This is a genomic window from endosymbiont of Galathealinum brachiosum (genome assembly GCA_003349885.1).
Classification (GTDB): Bacteria; Pseudomonadota; Gammaproteobacteria; order SZUA-229; family SZUA-229; genus SZUA-229.
Map to the genome: position 1 here is coordinate 154452 of QFXC01000007.1, position 25432 is coordinate 179883.

Here is a 25432-nt window from a genome sequence, read left to right on the forward strand (position 1 = left end):
TATTAACTATTGTTTATGGGTTTCACCGAGTTTGGAACAACCTCGGCATTAAAATTCTCTTTCAGTGCCTGCACCATTGGATCCTGCTGTATCGTATCCTCTGCAGACTGCTGTCGCTCAGCGGTATTTCGCGCGGTTGTTTTAGCCGGTGATTCAACCTGCTGAGCGCCTAGTTCTATATGTAATTTTAGCTTTTGCTGAAGACTTGCACAAAGAGCCTCCTCCAGCTTTTTCAGCATTACCGGATTGAGTAACTGCTCATTTTCCTTATTTAACGTAAGATTCACCTCCGTAGATGTTTTCTCACGTAACGTACAGTTTACCGCTAGCTGCTTCACCATTCCACGTAGATTAAGCGCCTCAACCAGACCCGCCCAGTTGCCATCAAATTGAGCAACCAAAGTCGGTGCACTGACGGCAGGTGCAGATGGAGCGGCTTGCTGAATAACTTCAGGCGCACTAACAGGAGACACTACCTGTTGTGCTGCTGTCGAAGCAGCAGGTGCTGACGATTGAGGCGCTGCAGTTTGTGATACAGCGGCCGCAACAGAAGCTGACTGACTAGCACGTCCTTCCAGAGTAGGCTTGAAGGCCAGCATTCTTAACAATGCCATTTCCAGCCCACCCCGTGGATCGGGCGCCAGTGGTAAATCTCTACGCCCGATTAAACCAACCTGATAAAAAAGCTGTATATCTTCTGAACTCACCTGTGTTGCCAGCTGCTGCAAAGCTTCCCTATCAACCAGATTTTCATCAACCGCTTCAGGTACTTTCTGTGCCAGCGCCATCTGATGCAACATCGCTAATAACTCAGCTAACACATTGGCATAATCCGGACTTAAATCTGATAATTCTTCAACATGCTTCATTACTAAAGCCGCGTCATTAGCAACCAGTGCTTTCAGAATATGCATAACCCGGTCACGTGAAACCGTTCCCAGCATAGCCTGCACTTCAGCCTGCTCAAGTTTGCCGCCACCAAAAGCAATCGCTTGATCTAGCAAACTCAGAGCATCACGCATTGAACCATCTGCACCATGTGCCAGAAGACGAACCGAAGCATCATCAAATGCCACCGACTCCTGCTGCAATATAAACTTGAGATGCCCGTCAATCAGTGAGATTGGCATACGCTTAAGATTGAACTGCAGGCAGCGGGATAAAATAGTAACCGGTAGTTTCTGTGGATCAGTCGTCGCCAGCAAAAATTTAACATGTGGCGGTGGCTCTTCCAGTGTTTTCAACAACGCATTAAAACTGTGCCCTGATAACATATGTACTTCATCTATCAGGTAAACTTTAAAACGACCATGAGTCGGCGCATATTGCACATTATCAAGTAACTCACGGGTGTCTTCTACTTTGGTACGAGAAGCCGCATCCACTTCAATCAGGTCAATAAATCGACCTTCAGCAATCGCTTTACAGGCACCACACTCACCGCAAGGTTTTGAAGTAATGCCGGTTTCGCAATTCAGCGATTTGGCAAAAATTCGAGCAATCGTTGTTTTACCCACACCCCGCGTACCTGTAAACAAGTATGCATGATGCAAACGATCTTCATCCAGAGCATTAATCAGGGCGCGGAGTATATGCTCCTGACCCACCATTTCAGTAAAGTTGCCGGGCCGCCATTTGCGTGCAAGTACCTGATAGCTCATGAATTATTTATATTTTGGGTTATGAAAAATAGAAACCGAGTTTAACATGGTGTGATAAAAAATTGTTAGTGAATATCAAATACAGCTCTGACAATTTGATCGAAATTACAACAGGGGTCGGAGTCTTATGAATCGGGGCCAGAGCCCGAACGAATAAAACCACTTAGTCACTGGATCCGAGCCACAAGTATACTGGGATGACGATGTTTACTTTATCTGTTTATTGTTTTTCATCTTTTACAAAAACGAGCGATAGCGGACAGTAGACTGAGCCTAAATGGAGCTTTTAATTTTCCAGTTTGCCTCTGTGAGGTTTCAGATCGAGGCGGAAAATGTAAGCTTACACATGTAAGTACCCATTTTCTAACGAAGAGCTGGGACCTCACAGAGGTAAAATGGGAAATTAAAAAAAGTGTAACCTGCATCAGCCACACCCCGGCGCCCGATGTCACTACTACCGTTGCTTCCTTCCGGACCTGGCGGAGTTCGCAGTTAATCGTCGCGAGGGGACCAATACAAGTTACCGGCGGGATTATCCGGATTTTGCTATCAGCTTTCAACTTATATTTAAATTAACTTGGATTGAAGTTAAGAGGGAGGTAGTAAGATGGGACTAAATCAGCTTAGATGAATTTTGTTACGACCCGTATCTTTCGCAATATATAAAGCATCATCTGCCATTTTTAGCATGAATTCTGAATCATGACTCTTTTCAGGCTCATCCGAGTAAACCCCCATACTGATAGTCACAACTTTGTGCTCTGACTCCGGATGCTCAAACTTTAAAGCAGAAACAGCATCACACATTGCCTGTGCAAGCTGGCCGGCATCCTCAAGACTGGTATCCGGTAATACAACAGCAAATTCTTCACCACCATATCGAGCAACCAGATCAGGTGCACGCTTGCACACACTCTGCAATCCTTTTGCCACCACCTTAAGGCAGTCATCACCCTTAAGATGGCCGAATGAATCATTATATTTTTTGAAATGATCAACATCACATAAAATCACCGCAAGTTGATGACCATTACGTATGCTGCGGGCAATTTCTACACGTAAGTACTTATCCAGATAACGCCGGTTTGCGAGCCCCGTCAAACCATCAACATTTGCCAGTTTTTTAAGTTCTGAATTTACAACTTCAAGCTCTGTAGAGACATTGATTAATCGACGACGCATCTTTGCAATACGTGTCATAGAGATCATTTTTGCTTCTAAAATACGAAAATCAACCGGTTTTGTAAGGTAGTCATCACCACCCGCCTCTATACCTGCAAATATGTCATCTGGTTCAACGCGCCCACTCAAAAAGATAATAGGCACCCAGAGATTTTCATCATGACGCATCTGTCGTGCAGCTTCATGCCCATCCATTTCAGGCATAATCACATCCATTAAAACAAGGTCCGGCTTCTCCGAATGATATAAACTAACTGCCTGTTTACCATTTTCAGCGACAACAACACTGTGCCCCATCTTTTCCAGATAAGATGAGATTATTAGACGTTCTGTTTTAGTATCATCAACGAGTAATACTTTCATAAAATTAGCAATCAACTATTCAAAAGGGGGACTACACTTATATATAGACTAATTTTTACAAATTTTACACATCAAAATTATTGACCTGAATGCCAGTGTAAGCTAGTCTTGCGCACCTTCTAGAGAGGTGTCTGAGTGGTTGAAAGAGCTCGCCTGGAAAGCGTGTATACCTCACGGTATCGAGGGTTCGAATCCCTTCCTCTCTGCCATATAAAAAAAGCCCGCCTTATTAGGTGGGCTTTTTTTATATGGCAGAGAGGAAGTATTTGATAAGAAGCATTCGCGCCTCGAAGAGATAGCACACACGGACGTGTGCCATCAATTCCCCCCAACCGATTCCTTTAAATACAAACAAAGCCCATCCATGTAAATTCGGGCTTTTTACAAACAATGATAGAAGTTGGCCTTAGCTGACTCCTACAAAAATCAGACTCTAATTCAAACTTAAAATTTTTCTTCCTTGTTATACCGTTCCGGCAACAGCGCTTTTAATCGTTCAAAACTTTTCCACGCCCACACATCATTCCGACCATCATTTAACCGTGAAAAATTTAACTCATGATATTGAATCGTTTTTTCATTAAAAGGTTTAGCTTTTCCTTCCAACATAACTTCATAATTTTCAAGATCAGTTGTATCCAGACTCACAGGTTTTTCTGAGTTACTAATGGATAACACCATATCCTGATATATTTCTGCCATGCGATAAGTCGAAATTGATAAAACTTCAGGCACCCTGTATGAAGCTGCCCGTTTATAATATTTCAACGCCTCATTCATTAAATGATGCTTTTCATTCAAACTATCATCTAACGGTACGAACAATCGAGCTTTTCTGTACTCATCAAGAACAGAATCCGCCAGATCATAATTAGCTTTAGCGGCCATATAGCGGGTTCTTTCTGTCCGCTGATCTCCACCCTTCGCATCACCGTTAATTAACTGAACTCGCCATTTAGTTGCTTCCAGTTTTTCTTCATCTCTATCATACAGCTCAGCTAAACGCTGAATTGCTTCAAGAACTGACTCTAATGAAAATGAAAAACGGGTTACAAAATCCGTATATATTTTCTTCGCTCGTTTAGTATCATTTGCAAGTTCAGCCAACTCTGCAGACTGCCATAACATAACCATTTGATAGGCTGTTTTCCCAGCCTCATTGGATACGCGTTCAAATTCTAACGATGCATTAACTAAATCTCCACTTTCAAGATAAGCAACAGCCAACGCCTGAGTGACTTCAACCTGAAAGTTCTTCTGAGAGTTATTATTCCTGATATTATTCAGCTCAACTGATGCTTTTTTCCAGTCTCGTTTTACTAATAAATTTTTAATATATTTAAACTGCTTCTTCTGATTTAAAATTTCAACTGATAATGGATCAAGCTCTTTCTTTTTAATATTATCTGGAAAAGAGTTCAAAACCATTCGATGCCATCGAAGATGCTCAAGTGAATTTTCTCGTGTTCTCGTTTTTTCGGCTAGTTTTTTATAGTGATACGATAACTCTTTCAGATTAGACTTTAATGCCAATAACAACCCGTCCACCTCACTGGTTTTATATAAACGCCAGTAAGCATTTTCAATGTTATAGCGAAGAACGAAGTCTTTTCTCGCATCTAATAACAAATCAGAAAGACCGCCCTGTTTTAAAACATTAATTACTTCAAGTAAAAAACCCGGAGATTCAACATGCAGCGCATTAAACGAGGCAAACAAACGGTATGTTTTTATTGCATCTAAATACTGTTCTTTGCGCAAATAAAACTTCGCCAAAGAAGAAAAAATACGATATTCATATATACGCCTCGGTTTGTTTTTGAAGTAATCATACGCACTTATTGGTCCGGCCTGATATGAAAAACTGAGATTGACAGCCTGCATTATTTCTTCAATAAATTTACGATCTGACTCACCCATAACTGACAAATCCAGATCATCATCAATCGTATGCAAATCAAGCAAGTGCATAAATGAATTTATCGCCGAAGAATAATGAGACTGTTTAAACTGGGACATACCCTTCCTAAACACAGATTGCTGATAATGAATAGACCGAGTCCCTCCTTTTCTGTAATCAACAACATGCTGAAAGGCTTCTTCCGCCTGATAGAAATAGTTATTATTAAATAATATATTGGCACGTCGATACTGAACCTTATCGTAGTAACTAATATCCGGATAACTAACAACCAGTTCATTCAATGCCGATAGAGCTACTGAGTCAGCACCTATCACTTCGTATATTTCAGATAATTTTAAAAGCAGTAGATCATGCTTTTGCAATGGATATCGATCAATCAAAGAAGTAAATAAATTTGAAATTGATGGAAGAGGTATAATATCCGAACTATTAAATTTCTGACGCAAAGCATTCATTCCGTGTTTCACGTCATCACGCATAGTTTCATCTGATAAGGAATTAATTACCGTTTCAAATAGCTTGTAATCTACTTGAACTACATTTTGTTGAGAAACAACACTTTCATTATCCTGTAAAACTTCTGACTTTTTTTCTAATTCGCCCCCTTCATTATCATGTACATTGTAATTACAGGATGCCATGACAAAAAAAACAGGAACAAATAACAATTTAGTTAATTTCATAATTAATCTTTTAATTTCTCTCATCCATATTTAGATGCACACATAAACTGCCCAACAGCAATGAATCTGAAAGCTTTAATTGCATATGATGAATTTCAGCAACCTGATTAACGCACGACTCATGTAAATTAACAGATATCATTTCCTGAGTTGCACACATTGCCAAAAGGTCAAGTCGTACAAGACCTAATTAACTGATCAACCAGATGACTGGGGAATTGATTCACATACAATAGACTTCCACTATCGCTATGAGCTGAACAATGGTAGCTACATACAGCTCCACTTACGCGAGTGCCGACTATCGTCTATCTGAATTTGTAACCAATGCTTTCGGCCTTAAGCATACAAAGTCAGTGAGTTTAGTGTGCGTGCTAAATTCATTACTCAGGTACAGAATAATAATACATTCCGGACCTTGATTCATTTATTATTCAGTTTGGAGATGACTTCTATTTTGATCAGTAGAAAGAGAGAGACCGAGGTAGAATTATCTACCCCGGATTTTCTTCTCAGGTTTATTATTCTAGGCTTTACCTGTTTCAGTCAAATCAAATGATTTCAGTTTTCGATAAAGGGTTCTCTCACTAATTTCCAGCACTTTTGCAACATTAGCCCGATGGCCTTTATATCTGGTTAACAAAGCTTTGATATGAGCTCGCTCGTTATCTTCACGACTACATTTTATATTTGTTCTGGCTTTCACCGACCCGGCAGCCTGCACCGGCACATCTGTGTGCTCTTTCAACTGCAGTGCTTCAACTGTGATAAAACCATCAGTACAGGATAAAACAGCCTGTTGTAATATATTTTTAAGTTCACGTATATTTCCAGGGAAAGAATACTCCTGCAATACATCAATCGCTTTACCAGATAAACGACATTTAATTTTTTTACTGTCTTCCATTAAAGCGACCATTGCTTTAGCCAGAGCAGGTATATCTTCTTTTCGATCTCTTAATGAAGGCACACGGTGTACAATACCAGCAATGCGATAATAAAGATCAGCACGAAAAGCACCCTCTTCTATTCTTTCCTGTAGATCATATTGCGTAGCACAGATAATACGTACATCAGACTTTAAAACATGGCGTCCGCCAACACGTCTAAATTCACCGGTTTCCAGTGCATTAAGTAAACGCCCCTGCAAGTTTAATGACATATCACCAATTTCATCCAGAAATAGAACACCTCCATCAGCCGTTTCCATTAAACCATGACGCCTGCCAACACAACCCGTGAAAGCACCACGTTCATGACCAAACAATTCACTTTCAAATACTTTTTCACTAATAGCGCTGCAATCCATCGTGACGAAAGAGCGGCCATTACGTTTTGAATGCTGATGAATAAATCTTGCAGCAAGACTTTTACCTGAACCACTTTCACCATGAAGCAATAAAGGAGCATCATTCTCAGCTGCTGTTTTTAAACCTTCCACACACTCAAGAAAGGCATGTGAGCTGCCAATTAAACGTTGTTCATGACAACTTAACTCATCTTGTGTAGCAACCGGGTAAATCGCTTCACCCAGAAAGAGCTCACCACTCGCACTTCTTAACGGCGAGCCTTTAATTCGCACATGTTCTTCATTACCATCACCATCATAATGTACGTGTAATACGTGAAACGGTTCACCTGTATCAAAAACTTCACGGTGCGGACAATCCTCACCATTTTGCCAGCAGGGGGTATCAGAATGATGAGAGACTTTATGGCATTTACAGCCGACTATTTCGTCTTGAGGGATACCATATGCGGAAGAATAAGCTTTATTCGCAGCAACAACATTATAATGGGCATCTATAACAACAAATGCATGATCTTGAGCATCTATCAACGATTGTAATTCAATCGGTGCTTTACCTGGGGGGGTATTATTCATTTAAAACTACCTAATAAATATTAACTGTCGTATAAAACAATTAATAAAGTAAATAAATTCAATCAATTATGTTATGACATCCTTCTTAAATAGTATATTTACAGCCTAATTATTATTTTATTACTTAGTTTTGCTCTGTTTTATATTTTTTACCCTATAGAAACCAATTATAAAAGAGTTTATGACAAAAAACCCATGCTAAACAATCCCTTTATAACACAATAAAGATGAGAGGTATAAAATCAGTATTATTTTAGATTAATCTGTCAGTATTATTTACAATTAAATAATATCAATCTCATTTGATATCAAGAACACAGCGTAAATAATATATTTCGATTAACTTATTGATATTTATATATTTAATACAAACATTAGATAATATTTCAGGACAGTTTTAATACTCACTACAGACTCAAAAGCTAAAACTGTCATCAAGTTTTATGATAGTGCAGGAATGGACAAAATACAGGTTATTTTCGTGCCATAATGTCATGACATATTGACATGGTTTTTTTCGATCTGTTAAATCATCTGACAAAGTTATTAATTATAGTTATCAAATATTATCAGAAATGGTCTTTCACCAATTAAATGTATTCAATTCAGTGGGTTATAACCTGGTATACCATGTGGGGAAAATCTAACGACTGTCAAAGCTAATGAGCCTCTACCTTCGCCGGGATAGATTAATAGATTATTTTAATTCTTCCTAAAATAATAAAGTAATCGTTAACGCACTAAAAAAGAGCCAGTACTGTATGCCCATTTAGCTTTATCACTAAGTTTCCCGTATTGAAATGAAGATGTGTAACCCTTTGTAGATAAAGCACGTAACCTCCATCTATTATGTATATTTAAACCCGCCAATTTAGGGTCATCATATCTACCAATTACTACTCCAGAACCCTCAGTCGACCCAATTAGATCAATTAACAGGCGCATATTACCCCACTCGCCCACATCGTCCGGGTTAAAACCTGATTTTGTAATGCCTGCCTGTTTAAAAAAACTCATTAATTCATGGAATGTCGCCAATCTAAACCCCTTTAAAGCACCATCAACAATTAATTTATTAACCTGCTCCCATGATATTCCGTCGGTATAAGACAAATCGAGCCACTCTAAACCGGATGACGTATCTAGGGTGAGCATGGTGTTATTGATATTTGAGTTAGCTTCCCAGGGGACTTCTATTAATTCAGCACTGGAGACATGTGAATATAATAGTGCTGTAACGAATAGAACTGCCATAACAATTTTCATTAGTCATTTCCCTTGACGTATTTATTGAGTTATTAGCATTTTCTTATATATTATATTTTAATATACAAGTTACTGTTTTAACGAAATAAAATACAATCACTATACCGATTAAACGGGTATTTATTATTTACATATACCCAAAATAACAATATTTCAGATATTAATTCTGCCAATATAACGCAGAGAATAACGTTTTATATACAGCGGAAGCCTTAATTTTTTGTAAGGAAATTTCCGTGTATAATTCAGTACAAAACAGATATCCAAAAGTTATAGATTAATACATGCTCTATGTCAAAATCTGTCATTTACATCATTAAATAAAAAGCAACTACTCAATATTTACAAACACTCTAAAAATAGTGCTACCTTAATTTTTCTCTTCACATAAATAAAACAGCACAGGTATAACCAACATGAGGACTAACGGTGCTGTAATCATGTCTCCTATAAAAGACCGGGGATCTCATTTTTTGAGCTCCCCTCTTACTAAAGCCATCATGAGCCGATAGTGTAGATAACTGATTCCGCAAAACTCTCGTGTCCCCAATAAGGGCACGATTTTCCCCGATGGAGATGAGCCACAGCAGTATCCGAAAAAACGGGTTAATGAAACTGATTGCTCCTCTACAACATAGTAGAATTTCACTCAACCCCACTCAAATTAAGTTAATAATAAGTAAAACTCATCCTTCCCAAAGTGATATGAATTAGCTAATCTCCTATTCCCCTTTATCATGTTCAAACCAATTTTCTTAGTTGAGCTGTTTGATTCGCGGTTGTTTAAATGAAACATGATGAATATCAATCATTTACATATAAAAACCCGTTAATCTGCGGCCAGATTAAAACCGATCTTATAACCCTTGCGTCTGAATAAGGCCAAGTTGAGGAGAATATAATGATGATCAAGCCACATGGTTCTATCGAATTGAACCCACTATTTGTCTATGACACGGCTGAAAACGAAGCCTTACAAAAAGAAGCTGAAGGCCTGGCTTCAATCCTGGTTAGCTCTGCTTCTGCTGCTAATGCTGTAATGATGGGCGCTGGTTACTTCAACCCGTTAAAAGGTTACATGACTAAAGCTGATGCTTTATCCGTTGCTAAAGAAATGAAAACAGCTTCAGGTCTTTTCTTCCCTACTCCTGTTTTAAACCTTGTTGAAGATGCAGGTAGCATTAAAGCTGGCGACCGTATCGCACTTAAAGATCCCAATGTAGACGGCAACCCTGTTCTAGCTGTTATGGATGTTGAAGCAGTTGAAGAATTCTCAGACGAAGACATGGCGATGATGAGCCAGAAAGTATACGCTCCTGCAGATGGCGAAGCTCACCCGGGTGTTGAAGCTTTCAATGCACAGGGCAAAGTATGTATTTCAGGCCCGATTAAAGTATTAAACTTCTCTTACTTCCAGACAGAATTCCCAGATACGTTCCGTACTGCAGTTGAAATTCGTAACGAAATAAAAGAACGTGGCTGGAAAAAAGTTGTAGCATTCCAGACTCGTAACCCAATGCACCTTGCTCACGAAGAACTTTGCCACATGGCAATGGATCGTTTAGGTTGTGACGGTTTAGTAATTCACATGCTTCTAGGTAAACTTAAGCCTGGCGATATCCCTGCTCCTGTTCGTGATGCGGCTATTCGTAAAATGGTTGATCTTTACTTCCCAGCAAACAGCGCTATGGTAACCGGTTACGGTTTCGATATGCTTTATGCTGGTCCTCGTGAAGGTGTATTACACGCTCTATTCCGTCAGAACATGGGTGCGACTCACTTCATCATCGGTCGTGACCACGCGGGTGTTGGCGATCACTACGGTGCATTCGATGCACAGACTATCTTCAAAAATGAAGTGCCAGAAGGTGCTTTAGAAATTGAAATCTTCGAAGCTGACCATACTGCATACTCTAAGAAATTAGATAAAGTTGTTATGATGTGTGAAGCACCAGATCATGAAAAAGATGATTTTGTATTATTATCAGGTACTAAAGTACGTGAAATGTTAGGTCAGGGCATCGCTCCACCTAAAGAGTTCTCACGCCCTGAAGTGGCCGATATTCTGATTAGTTACTATCAGGAACTTGATAAAAACAAATAAATAATACCTTTATTTGTTTTTAAAAAAGCCCTGATTTTCAGGGCTTTTTTTTGATTAAATTAATGCCATTTCCCAGAAATCACAATATTTACATCATGACATTTTGACAGCAATAAAGAAAACCATGAATTTGATCACAATTTATTTACAGAGAATAAAACACCTTAATTAAACTATATTATAGAAAAAACAAATACATAGAAATATCCCATGCATTTCCTTGTAAGACAATTTTTGTGTGCTATTCTCCTCTCACAAATTAAAATTATAAACATCAAGGCTTTCCCGAATCAGGAAGTTCTCATCTATTTTTTAGATAATGGCCTTAATCTTTGACACGAGTTTTATTACCAACATTAAAAATATCCTCCATACATCTACTATAATGGGGTCATAAATATATACGGTACTGAAAAATGCTTTTTACAAAACACAATTTTATTAACCTGAAGTCAATAATTATTCTCATCTCCATAGCATGGGTCAATATTGCCATAGCTTCAGATGATGCTTACCTTGATGCACTAGAAGCAGAGGCTGAATCCAGTAATGACATTCAAAGCACTAAACAGGTAAATAAAAAATTTGAACTAGAAAAAATCACTAAGAACAAGCAAAAAATAGAATTTGAATCTCGCTTATCAAAAGAATTACCCGCATCTTTTAAAACTTATAGAATGCTTTCAGAAGATAACAAACAGGTTGTTATTACAACTTATTTTGATAGTAATCAAAATATGCCTGTTGCCACACGTGCTTTATTCAATTTATATTTTAAAGTTAAATAAATCTTTAAATAGTTTCATTAATCTTATTTAGGTATATCTAAAATGCACTATAAACAACATTCAATTTACACCTTTATTTTCAGTTTATGCATGCTAACGACACCGGCATTTGCACTTGATGTCAATATTACAAAAACACTTTCCGGAATAAATACGGCACATAATGGCAAGGTAATTAGAATCCAAAGAAATCAGGATCAGAAAAATGTACTCACAGGTGGTTACACGAAAACATCCAGACAGTGCCCTCCTTTTTGCATTCAACCAATCAATGTTGCAGCAAACGTAAAAACAGTTGCTGAACTGGAGGTATTAAATTTTATAAAAAACATAGTAAATAAAGGAACGGGTGTTCTTATTGATGCCAGAACTAAAAGCTGGTTTGAAAAAGCGACCATACCTGGCTCCATCAACATTCCATTCAATACATTTGATAAAGACAGTAGCGATCTTGTAAAAGCATCAGCATTGGCCAAATTAGGTGTTACTGTAAAATCTGATCAAACAGATAACAGTGAATCCCTTATTGATCAGATGATGGGACTTATGAAAGATGATACCCCTGAAACAAGTAATAAATGGGATTTTAGCCGAGCTAAAAAAGTATTACTCTGGTGTAATGGCATGTGGTGCGGGCAATCACCTCGAGCAATAAGAGGAATGCTAGCGTTAGGTTATCCCGCAGACAAGATATATTATTATCGAGGTGGTATGCAGGCATGGCAATCACTAGGACTTACCGTTATTAAAGGTGATGAATAAAATTTACAGGGGACAATTTATGGCTAAACTAAAAAAACAAAGCATGATTGATAAATTAACGGGCATTAATAACATTCAGGGTTTTTTTGAAGAATCTAAAGGTTTAATTAACCTGGCTCAACGACATAAGCTCTCACTCGCTCTTATGTATTTTGATATTAATAACTTAAAAACAATCAATAATACCTATGACAATGAAACTGGAGACTTATTAATAAAATTATTTTCAGATGCATTATCACAATCGATTCGTGAGGAAGATATAATCGCACGATTAGATGGAGATGAATTTTGTTTCCTGGGTATAAACTCTGACGATTATGATTTTATAGTACTGGAATCTCGCGTGCAGTCTATATTTTCTAAATTAACTCAGGATAACAATAAAATAAGCAACCCTACATTTAGCTCTAGCAATAAACTATTCGAACATACTGGTAAATTTAACATTGAAAGTATGCTATCCGAGGTTAAAGACTTAATAAGTGAAGATAAAAAAACCAGAAAAGAGTACCTTCAATCAATAGGTTAAACTCATTGCAATTTCTTATTTTGAACCAGATACACAAGGGAATTCTGAAAATTTCGGATATAAATTATCTTAACTAAATGAATTATCCTATAATGAAAACATTAAAAAATAAATTCGCTCAAACAGAAAAATAATGCAAACCCACCCATAAAATAAATAAAGAGCATTTCGGCTCTGGCAATTCTTTCTGGTTAATTATTCATATTTCTTGTCATACCTTGTAGAAGTTAGTGCTTTTTACTAATCGTACTTAGTATCCTTCCACTCACGTAATGCAGCAAAAACTTCCCAATCTTCTAATAGCTCACGACCGGCAAATTTTTCCGCTGCCTGTTTAACTATGGGTTGTTGCAAACGCACAAATGGATTTGTTTTTAGCTCAAGACCAACCGTAGTTGGAACCGTTGCTATGCCCTCTTCCTGTTTGGCCATCTCCACATCATCCCGTTGATTAATTACGTCACTCTCAGGTTCTACCCATTTTGCAAAACCCAGATTATCCACTGTATATTCATGTGCACAGTACATTTTAGTCTCTTCTGGCAAACCCATTAAAACGGCCAGCGAATCTGCAAACATTTTAGGTGTGCCGCTAAAGATTCGGCCACAACCTGCTGCGAATAATGTATCACCACAAAACACGACACCTTCTCCAATATAAGCAAGGTGATCCAGTGTATGACCTGGTATCTGCTTTACCTTAAAACAGATATCAAGTTCGGGTATTTTCACTTCTGAATCTTCTTTGACTGTAGTTGTAAACAGGTCTGTAACGGGCAGGTCGATAGCTAGCGGGATATCTGATGGCGTTCTATCTGGCCCGATTAATCGTGTTTCCGGATACCTCTTTAATAAGTCTGCCACCCCCCCCGTATGATCATAATGTTGATGCGTAATCAAAATAGTAACAAGCTGTAAGTTATTATCTTCAATATATTCAATAACCGGGTCAGCTTCCCCGGGGTCAACTATCACGACCATAGGGGCGTTATCACGTTGCAAAACCCAGATATAATTATCAGATAATGCATGGATTAGTGTGATATTTAACATATGTTTCTCAACGGCAAATAATGATAGTGTATGCTACTCATTTTAGCCTTAAATAAAAAGCCACATAATGAAAGTCATTTCTTTTAACACCAATAGTATTCGCATGCGCCAGCATCAGCTGGAGAAACTAATAGAGACTCATAACCCAGATGTCATCGGCATACAGGAGACCAAAGCACAAGATTGTGATTTTCCTGTCGAAATGATTGAGTCATTAGGTTATCAGTCTGCTTTTCATGGTCAAAAAACCCATTATGGTGTAGCTCTACTATTTAAACAGACACCTGTGGAAATTACGAAAGGGTTTACGAGTGACTCAGAAGACTCTCAACGTCGCTTTATTACCGCTAAATTTGAAATAAATGGTAAAACAGTCACTGTTATGAACGGTTATTTTCCTCAGGGTGACAGCAATAAACATCACACTAAATTTCCTGCCAAGAAGAAGTTTTATGAAGATCTGACCAGTTTAATAAAAACAGGATATTCAACAGATGACAACCTAATCGTGATGGGCGATATGAATATCGCGCCACTTGATCTGGACATAGGCATTGGTGAAGACAATGCCAAACGCTGGTTAAAAACAGGTAAATGCAGTTTTTTACCTGAAGAAAGAGAATGGATACAAACCTTATATGACTGGGGACTGAGTGACACTTATCGTCAATTACACCCACAGGTAAATGATCGCTTTAGCTGGTTTGACTACCGTAGTAAAGGGTTTGATAAGGAACCCAGACGTGGTTTACGGATTGATCTAATACTGGCTACTAAAAAGCTGAGTGATCAGTGTATCGATGCAGGTATAGACTACGAAGTTCGAGGCATGTTAAAACCATCAGATCATTGCCCCATCTGGGCTCAATTTGAACTATAAATATAGTTAACAAATATAATTATAAAACACGATAGTAACAATTATTAATGGCTAACCCTCTACAAAGCTCACGCTGCAGACTACTGGGACTCTCACTGATTCTTTTAATCAGTGTGATTCTTATGATGTTTAAAGTTGTGCCGCTGCTTTTTAAACCCAATACACTTAATCAGGTACTGGAATCCGGCGAACTGATCATTGTCACTCGCAATAGCTCAACTACTTACTATGAGGGACCAAACGGCAAAACCGGATTTGAGTATGAATTAGCCAAACGTTTTGCAGATTCACTTGGTGTAACACTTAAAGTTATTACCAGCGATAACCTGCATGAAATTTTTGATATGCTGAACACGGGTAAGGCTCATTTTGCAGCTGCCGGTTTAACTATTACCGATTCACGTAAGGAATTTGTTCGTTTTGCAGCCAGTTATATGGATATAACTGAACAACTTATTTATAACAACCAGTCTTATCGACCCAGAAAAGTCCCTGATCTTGAAAACGGCATACTAGAAGTTATTGATGGTTCCAGCCATGTAGAAAGTTTAAATGAACTAAAAACAAAAAATCCTGAACTAAGCTGGAACACTCATTCAGACATTGATAGCGAACAGTTACTTTATCTGGTTGAGAACCAGTTAATTGATTACACCGTAGCAGACTCGAATGAAGTTTCTCTGAACCAGCGTTTTTTACTTGAGCTACGTGTTGCATTTGATATTTCTGAACCCAAAAAATTAGCCTGGGCTTTTCCTAAAGCAAAAGACACCACTTTGTATGATAAAGCGATGAGTTTTTTCTGGCGCAATTTAAATGATGGTGAAATTACACATTTAATTGAAAAACATTATGGCCATGTAACCAAATTTGACTATGTAGGCAACCGAATTTTTACACGCCATATTGCAACCCGGTTAAGTAAATATCTGGATATGTATCATGAGTCAGCAGATAAATATAATCTGGACTGGAAATTATTAGCTGCCATGGGTTATCAGGAATCTCACTGGAACCCGAAAGCAGTATCACCCACTGGTGTTAGAGGCATTATGATGTTAACTCAACACACCGCTGGTTTACTGGGTGTAAAAAACAGGCTGGACCCTAAAAGCAGTATTTTTGGAGGCGCTAAATATCTGGATCAAATCCGTCGACGATTCCCGGATGAATTGAAAGAACCAGATAGAACCTGGTATGCCATGGCTGCTTATAACGTAGGTTACTACCATGTAATTGATGCTCAGATAATAGCAAAACAACAGGGCAAAGATCCGAATAAATGGGTAGACCTGCAAACCACCCTGCCTTTATTAGCCAGAAAGAAATGGTATAAAAAAACCAAATATGGATATGCCAGAGGCTGGGAACCGGTTAAATATGTAACCAATATTCGTCGTTATTATGACCTGCTTCAATACCAGTTTGCCCCTCAGGATGAGGAAGAAGAGAAAGGTGCAGGTCATGATGCATTTTCTATTATGCCTTCTGTAATGTAACAATAATTTACAGGCTCGTAAATTTTCAGGGTCGAAATTAAATTAAACTCATGACCTAAAGATTAGGCTTATTTATAACAGATTTAATTTGACTCCGACCCCAAATACCCAGACATCACAAACGTCTTAATAATAGCTCCCTAATCTCAGCATCTGTCATTACAACCGGATTGGTTTGCATGCTACTACCACGACTATGAGCAACAACTTTATCCAGCCCGTCTTCGGTCACACCAAACTTGCTCAGTCTGGGTAATTGCATTACTTTAGTCCAGCCCAGAAGCGTTCCACATAACGCTTCCCATGATAAATGTTTATTTTTATAACGCTCCTGAGTAAGTATGTCACCTAATACTGCATATTTGTCTAATGCCGGATTTCTTGGCTCTCTTTGCAACATAATATGAATATTCATATCCGCTGCTTCTGCAACCAGGGTTCCACATACAACGCCATGCGGCATAGGATAAAAAGCCCCTAGTGGCGAAGCCAGTCCATGCACAGAACCTAATCCTGTTTGTGCCAGGCAGATACCCGACATTAATGAAGCATAAGCCATTTTATCCTGAGCATCGTCATTCACTTCATGACCATACAAAGCCAGAATGCTATCTCTAACAGAGCGAATACCACTTAAAGCCAGCGCATCCGTCATATTATTAGAGCGCGTTGAAACATAAGACTCTATTAACTGAGTTAAAGCATCCATACCATTAGCGGCAATAATATCTTTTGGACAGGTCGAGAGTAACTCTGGGTCTATCACCGCATACTCTGCAACCAGCTTGTCATCTCTGAATGATTTTTTAAAACCATTTTCACCCTGCACACTAAGAACCGCGTTTTTAGTTGCTTCAGATCCCGTACCCGCAGTGGTTGGCGCAGCAATAAAAGGTATAGCGGGGCCCTTATAAGTCAACTCATGTCCAACACCCTCAAGGTAATCCAGCACTGAATCAGATAACTTTAATAATCCGGCAATTGCTTTAGCCGCATCCAGTACACTACCACCACCAATGCCTAACACTACATCAATTGATGAAGCTCTAAATTCATTCACAATGTCATCAACCATTTGAGGGGATGGTTCTCCAGGTATTGAGCATTCTGATATTTGTAATGATCGTTTTTTACAGTCATCGAGCAATCGAGAATAAGCCAGACTTGATTTAAATGATCGTGCACCTGTAACTAATAAAATATGTTTACCATATTGAGAACACAGTTCAGGTAGTTGATTAACTGAACCTCTGGAGAAAATAATGCGAGGCAAACGGGCAATCGAAAAGTCGAATAGATTCATAGTGCTAATTTCTGGGGGCTGGTATATGCTATGATACGCTTTATTTAAATAAACTGTTACACCAATGTGCACACCCAGATTAATCTTTTTCCCTGCCAACGCTAATCAAATAATAAGCACTGAAATATTACTATCTGCATTAATTAAATCAGAATTCGTTCATGATACTGCCTATTCAGACAATCATTTTTTACCCGGTGAAAATTTTTTAAGCTTGCTTACATTTTTAGGCTGCTCACCCAACATCAACTTGCACCCTGATGAAGGTGAAAAACATTGCTCAATTTCTTTATATGAAATAACAACCGAGGTGAATTGTTTTGGTTACACCAACACGGTTAATCCTAAATGCCCTGATTGTAAAAAACGTATTGCTGACTGGAAAACATCAAGCTGGCAAATACCTGAAAAAAACTGCATTTGTGATAAGTGCCAAACCAGCACGCCTTATGCTGAACTCAACTGGAAACATGAATGTGCATTTGGACGTTGTGGATTTGAGGTGAACAATATTTACCCTCACGAGGCTGTGCCAACCGATCAACTTTTAAATATTTTAGAGAAAGACACTGGTTTTAAATGGGATTACTCTTATTCCAATAACATCTAACTTTCTAGCTAAAAGGGGACGGAGGGATTATTTTTTAATCCCTCCGTCCCCTTTTAGCTTTTACTTAACTCATTAAGCTTCAAGTGATAATACCTTCAACTGGTTTATTTTATCTCTCACAGCGGCGGCCTCTTCAAACTCCAGATCCTGCGCATGTTTGAACATCTGCTTTTCCAGACTGTCCATTTCTTTACTAATATCTTTCATCGACATATGCGCATAATTTTCCTGCTGCTCCGCCACTTTTAACATTTCCTTCTGGTGACGCTGATCATAACCAACACCCATCACATCGAGGATTGTCTTTTTAATACCCGTAGGCGTAATACCATGTTTTTTATTATGCGCTTTCTGTTTTACCCGACGACGCTCTGTTTCACCTATCGCCCTTTCCATTGAGCCGGTAATTCTGTCCGCATATAAAATCGCCCGACCATTCAAATTTCTGGCCGCACGCCCCATGGTTTGAATTAATGATCTATCCGAACGTAGAAAACCTTCCTTATCCGCATCAAGTATTGCTACCAGTGAAACTTCCGGTATATCCAGGCCTTCTCGTAACAGGTTAATACCCACTAAAACATCAAACTCACCTAACCGTAAATCACGAATAATTTCCATACGTTCAACCGTGTCTACATCAGAATGCAGGTACCTTACCCTTACGCCATGTTCAGTCAGATAATCAGTTAAGTCTTCTGACATGCGTTTAGTTAATGTTGTAATTAAAACTCTTTCATTTTTAGGCGCACGAATATTAATTTCAGACAACACATCATCAACCTGCGTTGCAACCGGTCGAATTTCAACTTTGGGATCAAGCAGGCCGGTAGGTCTTACCACCTGCTCCGCCACCTGATCTGAATGCTCTGTTTCATAAGGGCCAGGAGTAGCTGAAACATAAACAGTCTGTGGACGAATCGCCTCAAACTCTTCAAATTTCATAGGGCGATTATCTAACGCCGAGGGTAAACGAAAACCAAAATTAACCAGGTTCTCCTTACGCGATCTATCACCTTTATACATTGCACCTAACTGTGGGATGGTCACATGGCTTTCATCCACAATCAATAAAGCGTTATCCTGCAAATAATCATATAAACACGGGGGAGCCTGTCCCGGATTTCGCCCGGACAAATAACGTGAGTAGTTTTCTATACCATTGCAATAACCCAGCTCCCGCATCATTTCCAGATCAAACATAGTGCGCTGCTCAAGGCGCTGGGCTTCCACCAGTTTATTATTATCTCGAAGCTGCTCAAGGCGCTCTTTTAACTCGACTTTAATATGATCAATCGCTTCATGAATAACATGCTTGGGAGTTACATAGTGAGATTTAGGGTATATCGTTAATCGTGAAACTTTACGTAACACTTCACCGGTTAACGGATCAAAGAAACTCAGTTGTTCAACTTCATCATCGAACATTTCAATACGCACCGCTTCATACTCGGATTCAGCCGGATGAATATCAATGACCTCACCTCGCACCCTGTAATTAGCACGCCCCAGTTCCATATCATTACGGGTATATTGCATTTCCGCCAGACGACGCAAAATATCCCGCTGATTAATCATGTCACCTTTCACAAGGTGCAACATCATCGACAGGTAAGATTCCGGATCTCCCAGGCCATAAATAGATGATACCGAGGCGATAATAATTGTGTCCTGACGTTCCAGCAAAGCCTTAGTTGCTGAAAGACGCATTTGTTCAATATGCTCGTTTATCGATGCATCTTTTTCAATGAACGTATCACTGGCAACCACATAAGCTTCAGGCTGATAGTAATCATAATAAGAAACAAAATATTCCACCGAATTATGGGGAAACAGCTCTTTCATCTCTCCATATAATTGGGCCGCTAATGTTTTATTAGGGGCGAGAATCATCGCGGGACGTTGAGACTGCTGAATAACATTCGCGATGGTGAACGTTTTACCTGAACCCGTCACCCCTAAAAGGGTTTGATTTAACAATCCATCATCCAGACCAGACAACAACTTTTTAATCGCGGTTGGCTGATCTCCAGCAGGTATTTTGTCTGTTTCTAATTGAAATTCTTTTGACATGATAAAAAACTTAAAAAAAACTAAAAAAAACTAAAAAAAATGCGTATTCCTACCCTTTGGGATAGGACAAACACAAGCAACATTGTTTATACTCCTGTTATTAATAAAAATAACCAATCAAACAGGGTAACCCGCTTTGGCACAAGCATCCAACCGAATACAAAAAGTTAAACCTTCACCTACTCTAGCCGTAACAGCACTGGCTCAACAATTACGAGCAGAAGGCAAAGATGTTATTGGCCTTGCTGCAGGTGAACCTGATTTCTCTACACCTGATCATGTAAAACAGGCCGCAATAGAAGCCATTAACAACAACCAGACCAAATATACGGCAGTTGATGGCATGCCCAGCCTCAAGCAGGCCATTATAAACAAATTTTCAGAAGATAACGGTTTAAACTACAAAGCAGATCAGGTACTGGTGTCCTGTGGTGGTAAACAAAGTTTCTTCAATATGGCTCAGGCTCTGTTAAACCCGGGCGATGAAGTTATTATTCCCGCACCCTACTGGGTTTCATACCCTGATATGGTTTTACTGGCAGATGCCGAACCCATCATCGTACAGGGTGACCAGTCTCAGGGATTTAAAATCACCCCTGAACAACTAAAAGCAGCTATCACAGATAAAACACGCCTGTTTGTAATCAATAGCCCCTCTAACCCATCCGGTAAGTCATATTCAATGGATGAGTTAAAAGCACTAGGCGGCGTATTACTGCAACATCCAGACATCATCATTGCAACCGATGATATGTATGAAAAGATCCTCTGGACAGATGAAGCTTTCTGCAACATCGTGAATGCCTGCCCTGAGCTCTATGACCGTACTGTCGTACTAAATGGCGTGTCTAAGGCTTATGCTATGACTGGCTGGCGTATAGGTTACGCAGCAGGCCCTGCTGACCTGATCAAGAACATGAAGAAGATTCAGTCACAGAGCACATCAAACCCGACATCAATCTCTCAGGTAGCCGCTCAGGCCGCACTTGAAGGCGACCAGTCGCGTTTAACTGAAATGAATACCGCATTTAAAGAGCGTCATGACTTTGTTCTGGGTGAACTCAATAAAATAGACGGTGTTGAAAGCATCGCCAGTGATGGCACTTTTTATATATTTCCTGACTTCAGCAAAGTCATAGAAAAAATGGGCATAGAAGACGATGTAAAGCTGGCTGAAAGAATACTTGCAGAAGCTGAAGTCGCTCTCGTTCCTGGTTCTGCATTTGGAAGCCCGGGGCATATGCGCATCTCTTTTGCTACTGATATGGGCAGTTTAGAGAAAGCCCTTGAAAGAATTAAGAAATTTGTTGGATAATCAGTAAATTAGTGTTGACCGACAAGGGGTGAGTCAGTAATATAGCGCCCCTCGAAACGACATGTTTTGAACAGCAATAACATTGCAAAATCTTTACCATTCCCTGATAGCTCAGTTGGTAGAGCAACGGACTGTTAATCCGTTTGTCCCTGGTTCGAGTCCAGGTCGGGGAGCCAAATTCTAAAAAGGGCCGGTTAACTCAGTTAACCGGCCCTTTTTTATTCTCTAACTATTTCTGAATCAGTCTGAAACCACAATAGACTAAAATCAGAGTAGTACCAAAATCATTACATATCACCACCAGAACTACCATCTGCTCCAAGAGTCCAGCTGAATAATATAACCCTCAACATAATTTGGTATGGCCAGAACCAGAAGACACAATACTAACAATTTTCATACTGTATCTATGTGATAATAAAAGTACGGACTTCTTTCGACCCAATATAGATATGCTCACCATCAGAAAGCACTCCAAAATGATGCACCTCCATTAAGCTTGCATCCCTGTTAACTCGAACATCGAATTACCACTCTAGATTTAAGTTAACTTTACACTTTTTTAAAATATCACACGCTAAAAATAATAGCTTTCGCTATACCTTCAATGAGTAAGCCACATGATGAAACACCGGTATTATGTCCAAACCTGGCAATATGGTATGACATATCATTTTATCAGTTAAAATCGGACATAAAATACCCTCTATTTATAACCAAATAAGATCTATTCAATTTTTAACGCTGGCATTTCAGCCCAGTGCGTTGGCTTAAATCCACAGAAGAAATCACCATCAATATAAAAAGTCTGTACACAGTTCTGGTTTGTAAATATCGGCTCACCTAAAACCACTTTTAGCTTATACGCTATAACAGACTGATTATTCTCAGGCTGCTCATCTTGAATGCTTACGAATTTGTTTTGCATATTAACCCTTTTATTTAAGCGCACTAAACAGCACTTGATTAAAAATAATAATTTAAAAAGGGGATTGCTCTATGCAGGTGAAGGTTCAGGCGGGTGCAATTCATCCGGTTTTGATATGAAAGGAACAGATTTAATCTGATAAGGGGCAGACTGGATAGCCTGTATTGAAAAATCAACTAATATTGCGAGCTGAAATATTTTGCTCTTTTCATCGTACTGATCGTTATAAGCATCAAGCTCATATTCCAGCGAGAAATCTTCATATTGCGTATCAGAGCTATCATTTTCTATATACAGGAATGCTTCATGCAAAGCTATTTCATAAGCGCCAACATAATGATAAGAATTAACAGCGCTTGAAAGCTGCATGCTCACCAGCACACTTAATACAACAAAATAACTAAACAGCTTTCGTAACAACTCTTAAGCCCTCAAACAACATTTCTAATAGTTATATAGTGGTACAAATCTGAAATAAATCAATAGCAAATAAAGAGATACTACTGTCTATATATGTGTCATTTAGCACATATCAAATAATAAATGGCGCGTATTAAGCTCTTTTTAGCCTATGCATTAATTATTAATAATAAATGGATAATCTAAAAATACGTTTATTAAAACTAACCCGTCAGAAAAGCCTGATATTCATGACCGGTTGTTTCACTGACTGTGATTCTATCAACAGGTATTACTACCAGCACCCCAAAGTGACCCATAGAGTGACCTAATCACGAATTACAGGCAAAAAAAAGCACCTACATTTCTGTAAGTGCTTGATTTATATGGGGTGAATGATGGGACTCGAACCCACGACATCCGGAATCACAATCCGGGGCTCTACCAACTGAGCTACACCCACCATAAAATGGTACGCCTGACAGGACTCGAACCTGTTACCCTCGGCTTAGAAGGCCGATGCTCTATCCAGATGAGCTACAGGCGCATAAACAGATCTGTCCGATTCTAGCAGGACTTTGGTTGAACGATTATTAATTCTACTTCAACCATGTAAAGCAATATCAAATAGCCGATAAAACTTCACACTTTTAATTTGGTCGGGGTAGAGAGATTACAAAACACGTCCTGTGTTTTGCCCTTTCAGGGCCATGCTTCGCATGTTTAAAATCGCTCCAGGCGATTTTATCGAACTCTTATCGTTCAAATCTCTCTACTGGACCATGCAAAGCAATATCGAATAGCCGATAAAACCTCACACTTTTAATTTGGTCGGGGTAGAGAGATTCGAACTCCCGACATCCTGCTCCCAAAGCAGGCGCGCTACCAGACTGCGCTATACCCCGATATTTTTCAACTTAATCCCTGTTTGGCGATATGCTGTAAGCACCTGCACTTAATAAATTAAGAAGCAGGCTTCGCTTGACTGCGCTATACCCCGAACTTTTCAACACTCCTGTGTACCGAGTTGCAATTAAGCTATTACCCGTATTCGAATGTTACATACAAGTAGCAACAAACGAGGATGCGGATGTTACGCATTTACTCGATTCAGGTCAACTCCTACATACTGTAATTTATTAAAATACTTATCTTTTTTATGTCAACACCGCTTGTAGGGGATAGGCATTGCATGAGAAAATCCGCCTCACAATTTTTCTCAAACCATTTACTGGATATTTTATAAGCATGTCTGCACAAATAATAGATGGAAAACAGGTTGCTGCCGATCTACATGCAATGATTAAGCAACGCGTTGATAAACGTTTAAGTGCAGGTAAAAAGGCACCGGGGCTGGCTGTTGTATTGATTGGTGAAGATCCGGCTTCTCAGGTTTATGTACGCAATAAACGCCTTGCCTGCGAAAAAGCCGGCATTATATCCCGTGCTTATGATTTACCTGCTACCACCACTCAGCAAGAACTGGATGATCTGATCGATAAACTCAATGTCGATGATGATATCCACGGCATCCTCGTTCAGTTTCCATTACCAGAAGGCCTGAATGAAGCAGCGGTTATTGAACGCATAAACGTTAAAAAAGACGTTGATGGTTTTCACCCCTTTAATCTGGGTCAACTGGCACAACGTGACCCGGGCTTACGACCCTGCACTCCCTACGGTGTAAAACTTTTACTGGATTCAGCAGGCGAGATTTATAAAGGCCGTAATGCTGTTATTGTGGGCGCCTCAAACCATGTTGGCCGTCCGGCTATGCTTGAGATGTTACTTGCCGGTGCTACGGTCACTATTACACACCGTTTCACCGCCGACTTAGAAGACCATGTTCGGCGCGCTGATATTGTTATTGTTGCAGTAGGTAAACCGGGTCTGGTTAAAGGCGAATGGATTAAAGATGGTGCTACCGTCATTGATGTCGGTATTAACCGTAAAGAAGACAACACACTTTGTGGTGATGTTGACTTTGATACAGCATCAAAACATGCCGCATGGATTACCCCGGTACCCGGTGGGGTGGGGCCAATGACTGTTGCAGTATTATTACTCAATACGCTGGATGCTGCTGATAACCTTGATAGCTAATTTTACCAGGCTTCACACCAATTTGTATTTTTAGCACTTCTGATCACCAACTAAAGCAAATTTCTACCATTTATAGGGGTTAACTTCAGCTGGCGATGGGTATGCTACACTTTATAACA

The 25432-nt window shown here is 39.2% G+C and carries 20 protein-coding genes, 5 tRNA genes and 1 other RNA gene; 12 read left to right on the forward strand and 14 right to left on the reverse strand.

Going from position 1 to position 25432, the window contains the following annotated elements; all coding sequences use genetic code 11:
* Positions 1 to 2: 2 nt before the first annotated feature.
* The 3 genes from DIZ80_03360 to DIZ80_03370 all read right to left on the reverse strand — a co-directional run bounded on the left by DIZ80_03360 (position 3) and on the right by DIZ80_03370 (position 3206).
* Entirely contained in the window at positions 3 to 1661 is a 1659-nt protein-coding gene (locus tag DIZ80_03360) for a DNA polymerase III subunit gamma/tau (protein ID RDH84527.1), read from the reverse strand.
* Between the two features lie 419 nt (positions 1662 to 2080).
* An RNA gene (gene ffs / locus DIZ80_03365) (signal recognition particle sRNA small type) lies at positions 2081 to 2177 on the reverse strand.
* Between the two features lie 102 nt (positions 2178 to 2279).
* Positions 2280 to 3206 carry a diguanylate cyclase response regulator gene (locus DIZ80_03370; GenBank protein RDH84528.1) on the reverse strand — a complete coding sequence of 309 codons (927 nt, stop codon included), beginning with the start codon at positions 3204 to 3206 and terminating at the stop codon, positions 2280 to 2282.
* 121 nt (positions 3207 to 3327) lie between these two features.
* Between DIZ80_03370 and DIZ80_03375 the strand changes: the two genes are divergently transcribed.
* Positions 3328 to 3415 (forward strand) — tRNA-Ser (locus DIZ80_03375).
* 235 nt (positions 3416 to 3650) lie between these two features.
* Here the strand turns inward: DIZ80_03375 and DIZ80_03380 are convergent.
* Positions 3651 to 5837 (reverse strand): hypothetical protein, encoded by a 2187-nt coding sequence (locus tag DIZ80_03380; GenBank protein RDH84529.1) that lies wholly within the window; start codon positions 5835 to 5837, stop codon positions 3651 to 3653.
* Between the two features lie 193 nt (positions 5838 to 6030).
* On the opposite strand from DIZ80_03380, the gene DIZ80_03385 reads away from it, so the two are divergent.
* Positions 6031 to 6129, forward strand: a complete 99-nt coding sequence (locus DIZ80_03385; GenBank protein RDH85024.1) for a hypothetical protein — start codon at positions 6031 to 6033, stop codon at positions 6127 to 6129.
* Between the two features lie 210 nt (positions 6130 to 6339).
* Here the strand turns inward: DIZ80_03385 and DIZ80_03390 are convergent, their stop codons facing one another.
* Together DIZ80_03390 and DIZ80_03395 are read right to left on the reverse strand one after the other, a co-directional pair.
* Positions 6340 to 7698, reverse strand: coding sequence for a Fis family transcriptional regulator (locus tag DIZ80_03390; GenBank protein RDH84530.1), 1359 nt, complete (start codon positions 7696 to 7698; stop codon positions 6340 to 6342).
* A gap of 732 nt (positions 7699 to 8430) precedes the next feature.
* Entirely contained in the window at positions 8431 to 8964 is a 534-nt protein-coding gene (locus tag DIZ80_03395; GenBank protein ID RDH84531.1) for a hypothetical protein, read from the reverse strand.
* Positions 8965 to 9868: 904 nt separating this feature from the next.
* Here DIZ80_03395 and sat point away from each other — a divergent pair.
* From sat to DIZ80_03415, 4 genes are all read left to right on the forward strand, one after another.
* On the forward strand, positions 9869 to 11068 hold the full coding sequence (gene sat, locus DIZ80_03400; GenBank protein ID RDH85025.1) for a sulfate adenylyltransferase: 1200 nt from the start codon (positions 9869 to 9871) through the stop codon (positions 11066 to 11068).
* 416 nt (positions 11069 to 11484) lie between these two features.
* On the forward strand, positions 11485 to 11856 hold the full coding sequence (locus DIZ80_03405) for a hypothetical protein (GenBank protein RDH84532.1): 372 nt from the start codon (positions 11485 to 11487) through the stop codon (positions 11854 to 11856).
* A 42-nt stretch (positions 11857 to 11898) separates the two neighbouring features.
* Positions 11899 to 12618 (forward strand): rhodanese-like domain-containing protein, encoded by a 720-nt coding sequence (locus DIZ80_03410; GenBank protein ID RDH84533.1) that lies wholly within the window; start codon positions 11899 to 11901, stop codon positions 12616 to 12618.
* Positions 12611 to 13150: a hypothetical protein gene (locus DIZ80_03415; GenBank protein ID RDH84534.1), complete on the forward strand. Its 540-nt coding sequence runs from the start codon at positions 12611 to 12613 to the stop codon at positions 13148 to 13150. The genes DIZ80_03410 and DIZ80_03415 overlap by 8 nt, the downstream gene beginning before the upstream one ends.
* A gap of 240 nt (positions 13151 to 13390) precedes the next feature.
* Here DIZ80_03415 and gloB read toward each other — a convergent pair whose 3' ends face one another.
* Entirely contained in the window at positions 13391 to 14203 is an 813-nt protein-coding gene (gene gloB / locus DIZ80_03420; protein RDH84535.1) for a hydroxyacylglutathione hydrolase, read from the reverse strand.
* Between the two features lie 67 nt (positions 14204 to 14270).
* Here gloB and DIZ80_03425 point away from each other — a divergent pair, with 67 nt between their 5' ends.
* Together DIZ80_03425 and DIZ80_03430 are read left to right on the forward strand one after the other, a co-directional pair.
* Positions 14271 to 15083, forward strand: coding sequence for an exodeoxyribonuclease III (locus DIZ80_03425; protein RDH84536.1), 813 nt, complete (start codon positions 14271 to 14273; stop codon positions 15081 to 15083).
* 47 nt (positions 15084 to 15130) lie between these two features.
* Positions 15131 to 16582 carry a membrane-bound lytic murein transglycosylase MltF gene (locus DIZ80_03430; GenBank protein RDH84537.1) on the forward strand — a complete coding sequence of 484 codons (1452 nt, stop codon included), beginning with the start codon at positions 15131 to 15133 and terminating at the stop codon, positions 16580 to 16582.
* A 115-nt stretch (positions 16583 to 16697) separates the two neighbouring features.
* On the opposite strand, the gene DIZ80_03435 is transcribed toward DIZ80_03430, so the two are convergent.
* The gene (locus tag DIZ80_03435) at positions 16698 to 17885 is read right to left on the reverse strand and encodes an alcohol dehydrogenase (protein ID RDH85026.1); all 1188 of its coding nucleotides are present in this window, start codon (positions 17883 to 17885) and stop codon (positions 16698 to 16700) included.
* Between the two features lie 64 nt (positions 17886 to 17949).
* Between DIZ80_03435 and DIZ80_03440 the strand changes: the two genes are divergently transcribed.
* Complete coding sequence (locus DIZ80_03440) at positions 17950 to 18495, forward strand: hypothetical protein (GenBank protein ID RDH84538.1); 546 nt, start codon at positions 17950 to 17952, stop codon at positions 18493 to 18495.
* Between the two features lie 72 nt (positions 18496 to 18567).
* On the opposite strand, the gene DIZ80_03445 is transcribed toward DIZ80_03440, so the two are convergent.
* Positions 18568 to 20568 (reverse strand): excinuclease ABC subunit B, encoded by a 2001-nt coding sequence (locus DIZ80_03445; GenBank protein ID RDH84539.1) that lies wholly within the window; start codon positions 20566 to 20568, stop codon positions 18568 to 18570.
* A 136-nt stretch (positions 20569 to 20704) separates the two neighbouring features.
* On the opposite strand from DIZ80_03445, the gene DIZ80_03450 reads away from it, so the two are divergent.
* Together DIZ80_03450 and DIZ80_03455 are read left to right on the forward strand one after the other, a co-directional pair.
* A complete protein-coding gene (locus DIZ80_03450) occupies positions 20705 to 21883 on the forward strand; it encodes an aspartate transaminase (GenBank protein ID RDH84540.1) in 1179 nt (392 codons plus the stop codon).
* A gap of 100 nt (positions 21884 to 21983) precedes the next feature.
* Positions 21984 to 22059: transfer RNA gene (locus tag DIZ80_03455), tRNA-Asn, on the forward strand.
* Between the two features lie 551 nt (positions 22060 to 22610).
* Here the strand turns inward: DIZ80_03455 and DIZ80_03460 are convergent.
* The 5 genes from DIZ80_03460 to DIZ80_03480 form a co-directional block, all read right to left on the reverse strand.
* Positions 22611 to 22811, reverse strand: coding sequence for a hypothetical protein (locus DIZ80_03460; GenBank protein ID RDH84541.1), 201 nt, complete (start codon positions 22809 to 22811; stop codon positions 22611 to 22613).
* Between the two features lie 69 nt (positions 22812 to 22880).
* A complete protein-coding gene (locus DIZ80_03465; GenBank protein RDH84542.1) occupies positions 22881 to 23231 on the reverse strand; it encodes a hypothetical protein in 351 nt (116 codons plus the stop codon).
* Positions 23232 to 23597: 366 nt separating this feature from the next.
* Positions 23598 to 23673: transfer RNA gene (locus DIZ80_03470), tRNA-His, on the reverse strand.
* Between the two features lie 7 nt (positions 23674 to 23680).
* A tRNA-Arg gene (locus tag DIZ80_03475) sits at positions 23681 to 23757 on the reverse strand.
* A gap of 281 nt (positions 23758 to 24038) precedes the next feature.
* Positions 24039 to 24115, reverse strand: a tRNA-Pro gene (locus DIZ80_03480).
* 343 nt (positions 24116 to 24458) lie between these two features.
* On the opposite strand from DIZ80_03480, the gene DIZ80_03485 reads away from it, so the two are divergent.
* Positions 24459 to 25313 (forward strand): bifunctional methylenetetrahydrofolate dehydrogenase/methenyltetrahydrofolate cyclohydrolase FolD, encoded by an 855-nt coding sequence (locus DIZ80_03485; GenBank protein ID RDH84543.1) that lies wholly within the window; start codon positions 24459 to 24461, stop codon positions 25311 to 25313.
* Positions 25314 to 25432 lie beyond the last annotated feature (119 nt).